This is a genomic window from Waltera intestinalis (genome assembly GCF_009695995.1).
Lineage (GTDB): Bacteria > Bacillota > Clostridia > Lachnospirales > Lachnospiraceae > Acetatifactor > Acetatifactor intestinalis.
The window spans coordinates 1-16,237 of sequence record NZ_VUMU01000002.1 but is presented as its reverse complement, the minus strand read 5'-3'; the positions used below and the strand labels follow the sequence as shown (position 1 = coordinate 16,237).

Annotated in this window: 11 protein-coding genes; all 11 read right to left on the bottom strand. The window is 48.1% G+C overall.

Annotation, left to right across the window (positions count from 1 at the left end):
* Positions 1-11 precede the first annotated feature (11 nt).
* On the bottom strand, positions 12-2,240 hold the full coding sequence (gene priA / locus FYJ59_RS01815; RefSeq protein WP_154495036.1) for a replication restart helicase PriA: 2,229 nt from the start codon (positions 2,238-2,240) through the stop codon (positions 12-14).
* Positions 2,241-2,281: 41 nt separating this feature from the next.
* Positions 2,282-3,784, bottom strand: coding sequence for a UDP-N-acetylmuramoyl-L-alanyl-D-glutamate--2,6-diaminopimelate ligase (locus FYJ59_RS01810; RefSeq protein WP_154495035.1), 1,503 nt, complete (start codon positions 3,782-3,784; stop codon positions 2,282-2,284).
* A gap of 180 nt (positions 3,785-3,964) precedes the next feature.
* Positions 3,965-5,524, bottom strand: a complete 1,560-nt coding sequence (locus FYJ59_RS01805; protein ID WP_154495034.1) for an ArnT family glycosyltransferase — start codon at positions 5,522-5,524, stop codon at positions 3,965-3,967.
* Positions 5,525-5,545: 21 nt separating this feature from the next.
* Positions 5,546-6,208, bottom strand: a complete 663-nt coding sequence (locus FYJ59_RS01800) for a YitT family protein (RefSeq protein WP_154495033.1) — start codon at positions 6,206-6,208, stop codon at positions 5,546-5,548.
* Positions 6,209-6,646: 438 nt separating this feature from the next.
* Positions 6,647-8,410, bottom strand: a complete 1,764-nt coding sequence (recJ, locus tag FYJ59_RS01795; RefSeq protein WP_154495032.1) for a single-stranded-DNA-specific exonuclease RecJ — start codon at positions 8,408-8,410, stop codon at positions 6,647-6,649.
* A 91-nt stretch (positions 8,411-8,501) separates the two neighbouring features.
* Complete coding sequence (locus tag FYJ59_RS01790) at positions 8,502-9,506, bottom strand: LacI family DNA-binding transcriptional regulator (RefSeq protein ID WP_022154184.1); 1,005 nt, start codon at positions 9,504-9,506, stop codon at positions 8,502-8,504.
* Between the two features lie 37 nt (positions 9,507-9,543).
* Positions 9,544-11,289, bottom strand: coding sequence for a glycoside hydrolase family 13 protein (locus FYJ59_RS01785; protein ID WP_154495031.1), 1,746 nt, complete (start codon positions 11,287-11,289; stop codon positions 9,544-9,546).
* An 18-nt stretch (positions 11,290-11,307) separates the two neighbouring features.
* Positions 11,308-12,150: a sugar ABC transporter permease gene (locus tag FYJ59_RS01780; RefSeq protein ID WP_118546019.1), complete on the bottom strand. Its 843-nt coding sequence runs from the start codon at positions 12,148-12,150 to the stop codon at positions 11,308-11,310.
* Complete coding sequence (locus FYJ59_RS01775) at positions 12,147-13,076, bottom strand: carbohydrate ABC transporter permease (RefSeq protein WP_148445661.1); 930 nt, start codon at positions 13,074-13,076, stop codon at positions 12,147-12,149. The genes FYJ59_RS01780 and FYJ59_RS01775 overlap by 4 nt, the downstream gene beginning before the upstream one ends.
* 53 nt (positions 13,077-13,129) lie before the next feature.
* Positions 13,130-14,389, bottom strand: a complete 1,260-nt coding sequence (locus FYJ59_RS01770; protein ID WP_154495030.1) for an extracellular solute-binding protein — start codon at positions 14,387-14,389, stop codon at positions 13,130-13,132.
* A gap of 48 nt (positions 14,390-14,437) precedes the next feature.
* Positions 14,438-15,628, bottom strand: a complete 1,191-nt coding sequence (locus FYJ59_RS01765) for a starch-binding protein (RefSeq protein ID WP_154495029.1) — start codon at positions 15,626-15,628, stop codon at positions 14,438-14,440.
* Positions 15,629-16,237: the final 609 nt, after the last annotated feature.

Here is a 16,237-nt window from a genome sequence, read left to right as displayed (position 1 = left end):
GTTATTACCTCCTATAACACGTTTACCGGGTCAAAGTCGAATTGTATACTCAGCTGTCTTGGCTGCCACTGTCTCAAAGTCTCCTCCACACAGTCTTTTACCGCCACCAGCGTATCATACTCCGCATGCTTCGCATAGAACACATACCGGTAAATATCATTGATTTTGCTGATATTTGCCGGGGTCGGTCCCAATATCTGCAAAAAGTCCATATTAGACTTTACCACATCTGTCAGTCTCCGGGCAAGCTGTTTTACATTTTCTTCCTCTTTGCCATAGATCTGCACCGCCAGCATATGTGCTGCGGGAGGATATCCCGACAGCTCTCTGTACAGGATTTCTTCCTCATAAAAGCTTTTATAATCCTGGGCTGCCGCGCAGGTAATGGCATAATGATCCGGCTGATAAGTCTGGATCACCGCTTCTCCCGGAAGCACCCCTCTGCCTGCTCTGCCCACCGCCTGGGTCAGCAGCTGAAATGTCCGCTCTCCGGCACGGTAATCCGATGCGTTTAAGGACAGATCTGCCGCCAGGATCCCTACCAATGTCACCTTCGGAAAATCATGTCCCTTCACGATCATCTGGGTGCCGATGAGCACATCGGCCTCTCCGTTTGAAAATGCTGACAGAATTTTCTCATAGCTGTCCTTCGTCCGGGTAGTATCCGCATCCATCCGAAGCGTCCGCACCCCCGGATACAGTTCTTTCAATTTATCTTCAATCTGCTGGGTACCTGCTTTGAATCCCAGAATATATTTGGATCCGCACTTCGGGCATAGCTTTGGCAAGGGTTGTGTATAGCCGCAATAATGGCAGATCAGCCTTCCCCCTTTATGTTCCGAGAGGGAGACATCACAGTGTGGGCATTTCATAACTTCACCGCAGGCACGACAGGATACGAATCCCGCATACCCTCTTCGATTTAAAAACAGGATGGTCTGCTGCCCCTTGCTTAGCCGGTCTGTCATCAGTTCCTGTAACTTCCTGCTGAAAATAGAACGGTTGCCCTCCTGCAGCTCCTGCCTGAGATCCACCGTGTGTACCGTGGGCAGTTCTCCGCCGGTCAGGCGTTTTGTCAGATGGAACAGCCTGTATTCTCCCTTTCCGGCGCGGTAATACGCCTCTAAGGAAGGGGTCGCCGATCCCAGCACTACGCTGGCTTTGTACAGCTTCGCCACTTCCATTGCCGTCTCTCTGGCATGGTATTTGGGAGTACTCTCACTTTTGTAGCTGTTCTCCTGTTCCTCATCCATGACGATCAGGCCCAGATTGGGGAATGGGGTAAAAAGTGCGGATCTCGGACCTATGATCACATCGATCTCTCCTGCTTTTGCACGCTCGCACTGATCATATTTTTCTCCGGGAGACAATGTGGAATTCATCACACTGACCCGGTCACCGAATCTCTGATAGAACCGTAGCAGCGTCTGGTAGGTCAGAGCGATCTCCGGGATCAGCACGATCGCCTGACGACCTCTTTTGATCATCTCGCCGATGAGTTGCATATACACTTCCGTTTTGCCGCTGCCGGTGATGCCATGGATCAGATATGTCTGTCTTCTACCGGCATCAAAATCCGTAAGCACTTCCGTAACGATGGTCTGCTGTTCCGAGCTCAATGTATTATGCGTCGTCTCTCCCGCCTGTACCTTCACGGGGTTCCGGTAGCTCTCGGAGCTGACCAGTTTCGCCGCGCCCACTTTTACGATACTGTTTACCGTAGCGGCGCTGACGCCCAATTTCCCGGTGATCCACTCATAGGGAATCGTCTCCTGCTCCGACAGAGCTTTTAACAGTCTGGCCTTTGCCACCTGTTTTTTGCGCTCGCATTTTCCTAAGAGTGACAGAAGCTCCTCTCTATTCATCAGGCGCACCAGCTGTCTGTGCTCCAGTTTCTTCACGGTCTGCTTCGCCGGCAGGACCGTCTTCAGAGCCTGGATCATGGTACAACCGTAATTGCGTCGGATCCAGGCAGCCAGTGCGATCATTTTATCTTCTACACCGGTCTCTTTTTCCGGCAGTCCTGCGATCTCCTTGATCTTCTCCGGAGCGAACTGACACTGATCCCCTATACTGACCACATAACCTTTGATCAGACGGTTTCCATTGCCGAAAGGGATCATAACGCAGGCTCCCGGCTCCAATCTGTCCCGCAGTCTCTCCGGTACCCGGTACTGAAATGTCTTATCCAGTTTTTCATGAGAGATATCTACAATGATATCCGCATATAACGTACGCAATCTGTTTTCCTCTCTGTTCACCGGGATCCCGGAAAACTGTCTTATAGGCCCTGACCCGCTGCCGATCCGGGGATATGTCCCTCTGCCAGGATATCCCGGATCAGATCCCGTTCATCCATGGGATGCTTCACGCCTTTGATCTCCTGGTAGTCTTCGTGCCCTTTTCCCGCCAGTACGATAATATCGCCGGGTTCTCCGTGTTCAATGGCATAAGTAATGGCTTCCTTGCGGTCGCAGATCTCTACATATTTTCCGTCCGTCTTCGCCATACCGGTCTTGATATCGTTGATAATATCCTGCGGTTCCTCGAACCGGGGATTGTCGGAAGTAATGATGGTCAGATCCGCCAGCCTGCCGCTGACCTCTCCCATCTCGAAACGACGCTGTCTGGAGCGGTTACCGCCGCAGCCAAACAGGCTGACCAGTCTGTGGGGTTCATACTCCCGCAGTGTGGTTAGCAGGCTTTCCAGTGCCATGGCGTTATGGGCATAGTCGATCAGCAGAGTAAATTGGTCAGAAACCTTGATCATCTCGATACGACCCTTTACTTTTGCCTGTAACAGTGCCTTTTTGATAGCTTCCTCATCCACCTTAAAATGACGGCAGATGGCAATGGCTGCCAGCGCATTGTACACACTGAATTTGCCGGGCATGGGTACTTCCACAGCAAAATTCATCAGACCGGTCACATGGAAGGTCACTCCCAGTTCTCCGGGTTTGTGCACCAGCTGCCGGTTCTCGGCCCGCAGCATGCAGTGCTCTCCCATACCAAAGTTCTCCAGTGCACAGGTATGTCCCTCCGTCACTGCCTGCCAGTGTTCATCGTCACCGTTAACGATTCCCACCTTGCACTGTTTGAACAACAAACCCTTGCAGTGTAGATATTCCTCAAAGCTTGCATGCTCATTCGGACCGATATGATCCGGCTCCAGATTTGTAAAAATACCGTAATCGAATACAAATCCCTGGGTGCGGTGCAGCATCAGCGCCTGGGAAGATACTTCCATAACTACCGTATCCAGTCCGGCATCTACCATGCGGGCAAAATACTCCTGTAACAGGTAAGATTCCGGTGTGGTGTTATTTGCATGAATATGTTCGTCTCCGATGATCACCTCGATGGTTCCCACCAGTCCCACTTTATAGCCGGCATTCTCCAGAATGGATTTCACCAGGTAAGTGGTCGTGGTCTTGCCCTTGGTACCCGTGATACCGATAACTTTCAGTTTCTCTGCCGGATGGCCGAACCAGGCTGCGGAGATAAATGCCATGGCATATCGGGTATCCGCTACTTTGATCACAGTCACATCCGCATCCGCAGGAAGCTCTATGTCCTTTTGTACTACCAGCACCCCGGCGCCCTGTGCAGCCACCTGTGCTGCAAAATCATGTCCATCAAAATTGGCTCCGTTAATACAAATGAACAGGCATCCCGGAATGACTTTACGAGAGTCATAGACTACAGCTGTGATCTCCCGCTCCGTTTTTCCGCATACCTGTTCATATTCCAGTTTATCCAAAAGTTCTGTTAATTTTCTGTTCATACAGGTGTCCACCTTTCTCTTCGAAATATCTCTTGATCCGTCCGAATTCATTGTATACTATGGTATATTTTACTCTATTTTTCAAAAATGTACCACCTATATTTTCCCACTCTCTAGTTGTAAGAAAAAATGCCTGCATTTTCCTCCGCAGGCATCTTGCTGTTTTTCTTATTTTATGTACTATTTATATACTACCGCCATATTTCCGAATTGTTCTACCGTATATCCCATATCCACACAACTCTCTGTCTGTTTTGTCAGGTCAATGATATAAATTCCATCATTTCCTTCCAATGGCGTGTTGAAAACAAAATTGCCGCACTGACTGACGTCCAGAAAGGCTGCCGGATAATTGGTATATTGAACGGTTTCTATGTATTCTTCCGGTGTCAGCTTGCTGAAGGCCAATATTTTTGTGTAAAATATGCCTTCTCCCACATAAATAGTGTCATCCTCCCCCGCCAGAGACTCCGCATATTCCACGGCCTGTTCCATTCCATCCTGGAACATTCTGCCGATGTTGTTGGCATATACTCCAAAATAGAAATGCTCAAAGGAAAGAAACAGAACGCAGAAGACAATTACTGTCACTTCCGTAATATATTTCAGGTCTTTGCGAAGCAGCCGCAGCGTCCGGCAAATGCCCACCGCCATAAACACAATAATGCTTATATGAATGCAATTAATACGATTGACATTTACATAGATCAAAGATCCTAAGCCAAATGCGGTCAGAAATTGAATTCCCATCAGCACATATCCATCATAGATCCGTGTCTTCAAACTTTTGTAAACACTCTTCACACAATAGAACAGACCTATCACTGCAAATATCAGGAAACATTTATAATACATTCCATACTGTTCCGTACTGTTCCAGTAACAACCGTCGTATTCATTTACCAGAATGGAAAACAGGTTTTTCATCTTCCCTGCCATTCCAGCCACTGAGATCTCGCTGTCCCGCATCACCACCAGTTTCGGGATGGAAAGCCACGGGGTCACCATTTCGGAAATAATACCCTTGTTTACCAGCAGAAACAGGAACGCCGGTATTGCCAGGATTCCCAGCAGGAGACCTGAGGCCACCGTCCATTTCGTTATGCGGGCTTTCTTCACATACAATAAATAAATTCCCTGAAGTAATACAATAAAAGGAACCACTGGCCAGATCGTCGCATAACAGTACAGACTCAGGCCATAGAACAATGCAGATAAAAGATAATATCTCTCATTCTTCATGCCTGATACAAAGAACAACAGGCTAAAAATCAGAAATCCCGGTGCCAGATTGCAGTCCAGTCCCCATCTCGACATCATAATGTGCCAGGGATTAATGGCCAGCAGAAACATTGCCCACAGTGCAGCTTCTTCATCTATGGTCTCTTTTACTATTTTTTCCACCGCCATAAGAGTGGCGATCCCTACGATCACCTGTGGCAGCCGGAATACCCATATATGCCGCCCGAAAAGTGCGATAAACGGAAGCATCAGAAGACTGTTTCCCACGCTCATTCCGCTTCCCCAGGTTGTCAGATACATCGGCCAGGAATAGCCGAAGGAATCTATTCCTGAATGAAGCAGTGACCAGGCTTCACGCGCGCCAAAGGCTTCATCCTGATTGATTCCTCCCGGTGCGCTTGCCAGCCGATAGATTCTGGCTGCAGCTCCGATCAGTAAAATAATTATATATAATATCTTTCGTTTCTCCAGACTTCCCTTTTTCCCCACCGTATTCATAAGATTGCTCCTTCCGTTTTCTCAGTTTTCTGTTACCGTAAGTTCTTTCTCCTCCAGATGAAAATTCTGGATAAAGCCGATCAGCTGTCCTGACAAAAGCACGGTGAACAGCGAATACCCGATGCGCCGTACCGGAATATAGCTCAAGGACATGACCAGCACGATCAGGTCCGACATCAGGTACACCCACTGGATCTTCCAGCCGGTGGCATGGGAAATACTCATGGCCAGGGCATCGTCTCCACTGGGGGCTCCACCGATACGTACGCACAGTCCGGCGCCCACACCAACAAACAATGCACCCACCAGGGCTGCCACAAGGGGCATGTCCGCCAGTCCGGGCCACAGGTGCGGGAATTGTTCGCATATCTTATACATACCGGAAAATCCCACCGTAGCCAGTGCGGAATAAGCGATGAATTCCTTACCCAGTAGCTTCCATCCCAGCACATAGCACAGCACATTCATGATGCCGCCGGTGACCGCCGGGGAAATGCCGGTCCAGTGCTCCAGTAACAGTGTTGCTCCCAGTACACCACCCTCGGTAACACCGGAGATGGAGTGCACATGATATAATCCAAATGCCAGAATAAAACTTCCCATTAAGGTTATGGCACAATTTTTAATTGTGATATTTTTCAACGCTTCTTTCCATTCGTGAATCTGTGATTTTATTTTGTTCATTTTGTAATTTCTGTTCTTTCTATAAATTTGTGTTCGTATTCTTATATTATAACCCCGGATATCGGTCTGTCGTCAAGTCTTACCGGAGAATCGAAAAGCCCCAGGCTGTTATACCTGAGGCTTTTCAATTTCTTATGAGGGGGGGAGATAGTGAGTTCATCAACTATCTGAAATACATGTTACAGGGAAAATGTGTACAGAATGTGTACGAATTCTAATTTAATTCTAAAATGAATCTTGAGGTTTTATAAACTCTGAAAAGTTCTACCGGACACCAAAAAGCCTCAGGCATGATGCCTGAGGCTTTCCGGTTTCTTATGAGGGGGGGAGATAGTGAGTTCATCAACTATCTGAAATACATATTACAGAGAAAATGTGTCCATTTTGTGTTCAAAAAATAAAAAAAAATGAATGTGATTCTGAACAGTTACAAAAATGTCAGCAATAGTTCTGCATGACAAACTGCACTTCCGTCCTACCCTTATAGGTATTTTGGCCGACCTGATATACCACAGAAAGAGGGAAATTCCCTCTTCCGGCATAAAGGGCTTCTTCACTTCCGATACCATATTTTTCATTCAAAAAAGCTCCCAGTCGTTCCAGGTCTCCGAAAAACACCAGCGTCTGCGTATTTCCTTCCGGTGTCTTCACACGGAATCTGGCACAGGTTTTATTGGCACCTATTTTAAATCCCGCCTGGAAGATCAGATTCTTTTGTGCAAAAAGAGGCTTGGGATTCCCTGTTCCGAAAGGTTCTAATAACGCCAGTTCTCCCGCCAGGGCTTCATCCGCATACCCCATGGGCATTGCCACATCGATATGTACCCTGGGAATAAAATCATCTTCTGTCAGCGTACAGTTTTTATTGAGAGCAATCCGCAGAGGTTCAATATCCTCCTCCCGCATGGAAAGTCCTGCCGCCAGCTTATGTCCGCCATACTTGGTAAAAAACTGTTTTACCTGGGTCATGGCATCATACATATGGTATGCTTCGATAGAACGCCCGGATCCCTTCACACCATCTTCGCCTTTGGTCATGATGAATACCGGATGATGATATTTTTCCCTGACTTTTCCGGCAATGATTCCCGCAATACTTTCGTGTACCTCCGGCAGATAGATCACCATGACCTTATCTTCTGTCATATGATGTTCCAAAATATACTCATCCGCTCTTTGAATCCCTTGCACCGTCAGGTTCTTGCGGCTTTCATTTAAGTCTTTCAGTTCTCTCGCCGCTGTCATGGCATCTGCTCTGGTAAAGCTCTGCAAAAGCTCCAGCGCCCTTTTCGCGGTATCCAGTCTGCCCGTAGCATTCAGGCAAGGGCCCAGTACAAACCCCAGGTGATATGCACTCAGCCGGTCCGGAGCGATTTCATTGACTTCCATCAACGCTTTCAGTCCTTCGTTATATCCCTTTTGGATCCGTTTCAGTCCTTCTTTGACCAGAATACGGTTCTCATCCTTTAACTCCATAACATCGCATACCGTGGAAAGTGCCGCGAATTCCAACAGTTCATCCTGAATATTTATAAGACCCGGATTTCCGGTCTTCTCCGTGATTGCCCAGATCACCTTCAGTGCCACAACGCCACCGCAGATGCCGGGAAATGGGTAGGTGTCGTCCGACCTCTTAGGATCCACCACTGCCAGTGCCGGGGGCAGCTGTTCCTTACGCTCTCCGTTTTCTTCTATGTAAGGGACCTCATGATGATCCGTAACGATCACACGCATGCCCAGGGAATTTGCCAGCTCGATCTGTGGTGCTGCAGCAATTCCGTTATCACAAGTGACGATCATGCCAACGCCTTCCCGCTTCGCCTCTTCGATGAGATGCTCGTTCAATCCATAACCGTCATGAATCCTGTGTGGGATTGCCGTATCCACCTGTGCGCCAAGCATCTGAAACCCTTTGGTCAGGATATAAGACGAGCAGATTCCGTCCACATCATAATCCCCGATGACCCGGATATGCAGACCTTCCTTTACCGCTTTCAGAATCTCCTCCACTGCCCTGTCCATATCTTTTAGCAGCCAGGGAGAGTAGCAGTCCTCCAGTTTTCCATAGAGAAACTTCCGAATCTGGCTCTCTTCCGTCAGATCCCGGTTTCTAAGGATCCTCGCCGTCACCGGACTGATATGAAATTCCTTCGCCCATTTATCAAAATCTGCCTTCTTTGCAGCCACATACCATTTTTCCATGCAGGTTCCCACTTTCGTAATTTTTTTCCCTGAGACTCACTCCTTAGGTATTATAGCATAAAAAAGACTTGTGCATCTCCTTTTTTATGTATCAGGTAGATTCCCGGATGATCAACGTTGGGAATGTGATATGGGACTGCACATAGAGATTCGGTCTTTTTATTTTTTGCAGAATATACTTCCCGGCCTGCACCCCCATATCGTAGACATCGATGTTCACGACAGAGAGCATGGGCTTCAGGATCTGAGAAAACGGGAAGTCGTCAAAAGTAATCACCTTCATTTCCTCCGGGATCAGGATTCCTCTGTCGTGCAGGGCATTCACACAGCCGTAGGCGATATAGTTGTCCGCACACACTAACGCATCCGGACGTCTTCTGTTCTCCAGGATCTGCATGGTCATCCGGTAACCGCTGTCACAGACGGATTCTCCTTTTTTCACATATTCTCTGGGCAGTAACACATCATGCTCTTTAAGTACTGTCAGGACTCCGTCCAGACGTCTCGCTGAGATCTGGTCCTCCGGCTTGCCTCCGATAAAAGCCACCGACTGACAGCCCCGCTCCAGCAGATGCTTCGCCGCCAGTTCTCCCGCCAGCCGGTTATCGATATCGAGCCAGCAGAAATGGCTGTTAAAATTCGGATTACCGATCACAATATGAGGGATCTCATGGGTAAACAGCAGTTCATCCAGTGCCTGGGAAATCACTGACGCATGGATTACAAACCCGTCTGCCTGCTTGGTATCCGCTGCATTCCGGATAAATTCCGCACAGTCTCCCGCTGCTATATTCCTGACTACAAGCGTATAGTCCTTCTGTGCCAGCACTTCCTCCAACCCACACAAGATCTCAAACATCTGTGGATTGGCAAACCCGGTTCCTTTTCCCAGCTCTGCCACAAATATAATGGTTCGTGCAGACTGCCTGGCGAAATTTTTCGCCCGCAGATTCGGATGATAATCCAGCTCCTCCATAGCTTTTCGTACTTTATCTGCCGTCTCCTGCGAGATCGAATAAGAGCCGTTCATCACTTTCGATACGGTTGCCGTAGAAGTTCCCGCCAGTTTTGCCACATCCTTAATGGTTGCTCCCATCGTTCACCCTCCTCGTGCGATTTTCTCTGAGAATATTTTAATCCCTTGCCCGGATCAGTGCAAATCCTTTTGCTGCCAACTGTCCTTCCTTAAGACCTTCCTGCCAGAGAATCTCTCCGCTCAGCAGTTCTTCAGGAAGGGGGACGTTTTCCTCTTCCATATTCAGGAAAATACGTATACTTTCTATACTGCCATCTTCTTTCTCCAGATATCTTTCATAGCCATACACTCTGCTGCCCGGTTCCGCCAACAGGGTGCGGTACTCTCCTCTCCGCAGGACAGCCTCCTTTTTGCGCAGGGTAATTGCCTTCTGATATAGCAAAAACAAAGGACTTCTCTCATCCAGTGTATCCCAGGGCATGGGCTGTCTGTATTCCTCCTCCGGGATACCGGTCAGTCCCACCTCATCCCCATAGAATACAGAGGGCATTCCGGGGAAAGTCATCTGAAAGATCACCGCCAGGCGGAAGCTTTCTTCATCCCGGCACAACGAGCGGAACCGGCTGACATCATGGCTGTCTAAAAGGTTTAACTGTGCATAGACCGTCTGCTTACGATAGCGCATACGCATATCCGTTATGCGGCTGTCAAACTCCCTGGCATCTGCCGTCTGCTCCCCAAAAAATCTCCGGCAGTGCTTACGGAAATCATAATTCATCGTAGAATCAAACATGGTTCCATCCAGCCAGTGCGCCGCGCTCTCCCATACTTCTCCGATGAGAATGGCGTCGGGATCCACACATTTTACGCTCTCTCTGAATTTTCTCCAGAAGCCGTCATTGATCTCACTTGCCACATCCAGCCGCCACCCGTCGATATGGAATTTTTCCACCCAGTAGCGCCCCACTTTGCAGAAATATTCTGCGGTCTCCGGATTTGCCAGATTTAACTTCGGCATCATCCGTTCATAGCCAAAGCACTCGTATCCCGGATATTCCTCCGGATCCTCCGGTCGCACCACCGGATAGGTAAGTCCGTAGAACCAGTCTCTGTAAGCTGACTGCTCTCCTTTTTTCACCACATCATCAAAGGCGAAAAAATACCAGCCGCAATGATTGAACACACCGTCAATGATTACTTTCAGTCCGTTCGCATGAAATACATCGATCAGCCGGTGAAAATCATCGTCGGTTCCGAAACAGGGATCAATGTGAAAATAATCTAACAGATCGTACTTATGATATTCTCCGGCGACAAAGATCGGATTGATATAAATAGCGTTCACGCCGAGGTTCTTCAGGTACTCCACGTTCTCGCAGATCCCACGGATCGTACCGCCGAGCTTTCCCCTCGTCGGTACACCGCCCCATTCCTTCTCCTCTCCTCTGCCGCAAAGATACCGGTATTCAGTGGCAAAGCTGTCGGGAAAAATATTATAGATGATCGTATCCTGTGCCCATTCGGGAGGTGCAACAATATCTGCGCGGTGATTGAACGGCAGCTGATAATATTCCGAGCGGTCATCCACGGTATGATCCGTGAATCGTTCTCCGTAGTACAACACCTCTTCCCTGCCATCGGACAATGTGAAATAATAGCAAAGTCTTTTATAGGGATGCTCCAGCGTAGTCTCCCAGTAATCGAATTCTTCCGTCTGCGCCACCACTGCCATCTTCTGTTCTGTAAAAAGCACCGGTGTCAGGCGACAGGCTCTATCTCCGTAATGGAGAATGCATTCTGTCAGATCCCCTCTGCCTGCCCGCAGACGGATCACAATATGCTCTTCATCTGTCCCGTATGCATACTGGGACATGGGTATATGTAATACTGCACTTCGATTCATACTTCCTCTTTCTGCGGTCTATCCCTTCACTCCACCGGAGGTCAGACCCTCTGTCATGTTCTTTTGCAATGCGAAAAATACGATCAGGATCGGCAGAGACACGATCAGGGATGCTGCCGAGAAAATCGGCCAGCTTCCGCTCATCTCCGTCGCCTGCAGCGAATATAAGCCCGCCGCCAGTGTATAAGTATCGGATCCCGTCATGAAATTGATGGCGAAAATATACTCGTTCCATACATAGACGAGAACCATCATAGCCGTTACCGCAATGGTAGGCTTAGCAAGCGGCAGTACGATCTTTGTCACCTGTTCTAACTGTGTTGCTCCGTCAATCATGGCTGCCTCCTCGATCTCCACCGGAATCGTGTCAAAATATCCCTTCATATTCCATAGTGCAAACACTGCCATCGTACCGGTATACACAATGACCAGACCGGTTCTGGTATTGATCAGCCCCATAGGACTAAGCAGCTTATACAGTGCCGTCATGGACAAAAGGGACGGAAATGCATAAAGTAAAATCAACAGCTTCAAAATCGCCTTTCTGCCGGGAAATCGTTTCCGGGAAAAAGCATACGCCGCAGGGATTCCGGTCCCCAGCGAGATCACCAGTGTGGTCACCGCCAGGATCAGACTGTTCTTCAGCCACAAAAGCACCGGTTTCTCGGTAAAAACTGCCTTATAGTTCTGCAGAGTCATATGCTTTGGCAAAAAGGAAAAGTCAGATCCCAACAGGCTGTTCTCCGCATTCAGCGACACGGAAAACGCATACAATACCGGCACCAGCACGAAAAAGCATACCAGGATGAAAAACACATTTACCGTTATAAGTACCAGCACATGTTTCGTCTTTTTACTCATCTGCTCTCCTCCTTTCTGCCGTTTGTCACCAGAGAAAACACTAACAGCATTCCGAAGATCAGAATGGAAATCGCCGAACTATAGCCATAATTGTTCGTAATAAATGCCTTCTCATATGCGTAAGTCAAAATGGTATGAATATTTGCACCGGTCTTGGATCCCACCTGCTGGGTCAGCAGATAGATGACATCGAACTGTTTAAAAGTCGTAAATGTCGTGATCATAACCGACGGTGCTATAATGGAGCGGATCATCGGAACCGTAATATATCTCGTCCGCTCCAGCCAGGTGGCGCCGTCTAGCAGCGCACTTTCGTAAAAACTCCGGTCCACGCTCTGCAGTGCCCCGTCAATGATAGTGATCATGAAGGGTAACGCCAGCCAGAGGTTCACTGTCGTACAGCTGATGAATGCGATCACGTCACTTCCAAGCCATCTCACCGGTTCCATTCCCAGTCTGATCATCCATTGATTCAACAGACCGAACTGGGAATTGAACATTCCTGTCTTCCACAGCAGGATGGATACATACCCCGGCATGGCCCAGGGGAAGATCAACAGGGTACGATAGACATTCCGCAGTCTCAATCCCTTGATATTGAGAAGTGTCGCCATGATAAAAGCGATCACCAGCTGCAGCACCATATTTACCACGGTCCACAATATCGTCACAAGCAGTGCCGTCAGGAAACCATTATCAAATACCAGCAATGCATCCTTATAATTCTCCAGTCCAATGAACTCATAATTATTCCAGTGATAAATATTCATATTGGTCATGGAGATATATCCGGTATAGAGGATCGGGAAGATTACGATCAACAGGATCAATACTAAGGACGGCAGTGACCAGCTGTAGGCAAACAGTGTCTCTCTTCTTTTTTTATTCTGTTGTCTGTTCCCATGAGCATTTTTATTTCTTGCCATATTTATTCGTTCCACTTCCTTTTGCCTGATTATGCCTGATTACGCAGCGTCACTTATTTCATGGATTCGATCAGCTGCAAAGCTTCCTTCTGTGCTTTCTCCGCACTTTCCGCCACATCATTGCCCGCCATGTTGACATCCGTCAGCAATCCGCTGGCTACGGTCCACATCACATCCATCTCCGGCAGATTCGGCATGGGCACCGCATTTTCCGCAGTCTCCTTCATAGCCATGACCACTTCATCACCGCTTACTTCTTCATAACTGTAACAATTTTCTCTGGCAGGAGCACAGCCGCTGGCCTGTGCAAGCGCAATACCTACCTCGTCCTTCATCAGTACCCGCAGTACCTGCTCTACCGCATCCTTTTTATTCTCTGCTGCATTTTTCAGCACCTGGACACCCTGTACTCCCATATAGGGGGCGATTGGTTTTCCGGTCTCATCGATCACAGGCATAGAGGCGATTCCCACGTCCATTCCGCTTTCTCTTACTGTCGGGATCAGCCAGGGACCGGCTATAGTCGCATGTGCCATTCCCTCTTTGAACAGGGTATTCACTGTGGCATACTCGGTCTCCCCGGGCATGAGATCCACGAACTTTTTATGATAGGCCAGGGCTTCCTCTGTCTCCGGCAGATTCAATCCCGGCTCTCCGGCATCATTCAGGATATAGCCTCCGAATCCATTGATCCAGCCTGCCGCATAATAAGGGGTACTATGCTGTTCCACGAATCCGTAATGCCCTCCACGGGTATTATCCTGCATGTAAGCATACAGTTCCTCTGTCGTAGCCGGCACTTCCTCATCCTTCATGTAGAGACGGTTATACATAAAAAGTAAGGTCTCATAATAGATAGGAAGCTGATAGACCGTTCCCTTATAAGTCGCCGCTTCGATCGTGTTATCCATATAGGGATCCAGTTCCTCTGCCGGAATGATATCCGTGATAGGCGACAGAATGTCCATTTCTGCATAGACACCTATCTTATCATGGGCAAAAAAGTACATATCCGGAGCTGCCTTAGGATCATTTCCCACCATTTTGAGAGCTTCTGTCAGATCACTCTTTTTCTCCAGCACTACGTGGATCTGCGGCTCTAATTGGGCAAATTCCTCTTCCAGGACCTGCGTTACCGCATCCTCCTTGTCATGCCAGATGGTGATCGTAACCTCTCCGTCCGTCTTTTCGCCCTGCGCTGTCTGCTCCACCGTCTGGCTGCCACAGCCGGTCAGGCTGCCAATGGTCAGTCCTGCTGTCACGATCCATGCCCATGCTCTGTTCCGGATTCTTTTCTGATTTTTATTCTTCATATCCTGCACTCCTTTGATATGTACTTTCCTGCTGCTTGTTTTTATATCTTATTTCTGTGACTTTTTCTTTGAGACTGCTACTGCCACGCCACCTGCTGCCACTACCAGCACGCCGATCACGATGGGTACGAACGGAGTGGATTTCTTTGTATTCTCCGCTGCTTCGTTTGTTGCTTCCACAGCTTCCGCAGACTCTTGTGTTGTCACAGTTTCGGTTGTTTCTTCCAGCGCGATTTCTTCATAAGATACGGTGTAATCCTCCGGACCGTTTATCGTAAGCCAAATATCCTTACCGGTCTCTACGGAAATATCCGTTGTCTGTACACTTCCTTCATTACCATTGACGATTATGGAATTCACCCAGCCGGGAATCTCTTTTACCAGCCAGCCGCCTTCGCCTTCCTCTAATGCCTCTCCGGGCCATGCTGCAAATGCGTTAGTGCCGTCCGGTGCCGACCATGCCCACAGACAGGGACCGTTCCAGTCTGCGGGAGCAGATACATGGATCGTCACATTGGGGATTTCTGCCTGATCCGGGTTCTTATAACTGAAATCGTAGCTGCCGTCAGCTGCTACCGTTACCCAAAGCTCTGCGGGATCAATGGAAATATCTTCTGTCTGTACAGTTCCTTCGTTCGCATTGACAATGATGGAGTTTACCCATACCGGAACCTTGATGCTGTACCAGCCATCTTCACCTGCTTTCATCTCTTCCCCGGGCCATGCTGCAAAGGCATTGGTTCCATCCGGTGCCGACCACGCCCACAGGCAGGGGGCTTCCCAGGAATCATCTACTTTTGCATGTACCACGAATTTCTCTACGTAAGCCGGTGCCTCTCCGGTAGTCTTGCTCTCATAAGAGATCTCTACGGTGTCCGCTGCACTCACCGTGATCCATGCTGCATTGGTATCCAGGATCTGCTCCTCGGTCTGCACGTTACCCTCATTGGCATTGATGATCACATGATTCGCCCATGCAGGAAGCCAGATATAATACCAGCCGTCATTAGCTGCATCTGCTTCCATCTCCTCGCCAGGCCATGCGGTAAACGCATTATTGCCGTCACTGTCCCATGCCCAGACGCAAGGGTTCTCCCAATCCTCCGGCACCTGTACATAAAGCGCATTTCTCTCTTCTGTATTCTGTGTTGTTTCTGCATTTACCGTCATCGGCAGAATCCCGATCACCAGCAGAAGCATCATCAGAAATGATCCACAACGTCTTATCAACTTACCCATAATATCCTCTCTTTCCAATTCTACTTGTCTGTGTTATATTTTTGTAACCTTTCTGTCGTATCAACCGTTTTAAAAAGTGCACTTTCCCTTGGGTTATTTTGATTATAACGTTGCTGTTTCCGCATGGTCAATTTGATTTTGGGTAATCGTTTTCCCTCTGATTTATATATTTGTCACAGTTTCATTCTCCTGTTTTTGGTTGTTATTTACAAATGTTTTTTAGGTTTCCTGCGTTTTCCTAAATATTTGTGAAAGTTTCACGAAAATGTTTCCTATGGCAAAACTATCAAAATGTTTTGAATTATAACCGTTGATAAAAATAGATATGGCAAAAGCGCCATATAATCCGAATTCTGATGGCTTGGTATGATGTTGCTGTCAGACACGAATGGATAGAAAATTTCAGTAACAATACCTACTTCAGACATGAAAAAACGGAAAGCTTGAAGCTCAAACTTTCCGCTCAATATTTAAGTTTATTCGTAAATGCTCCATAGCAAGTACCTTTTGCAATCAACTTTCATCTGCAATAATAGTCTCATACTATACACAGTCAAAAAAGTTTAGCGCTTAACTTTTTTGACCAGCGTCAGGAGGTCAGACTATGAA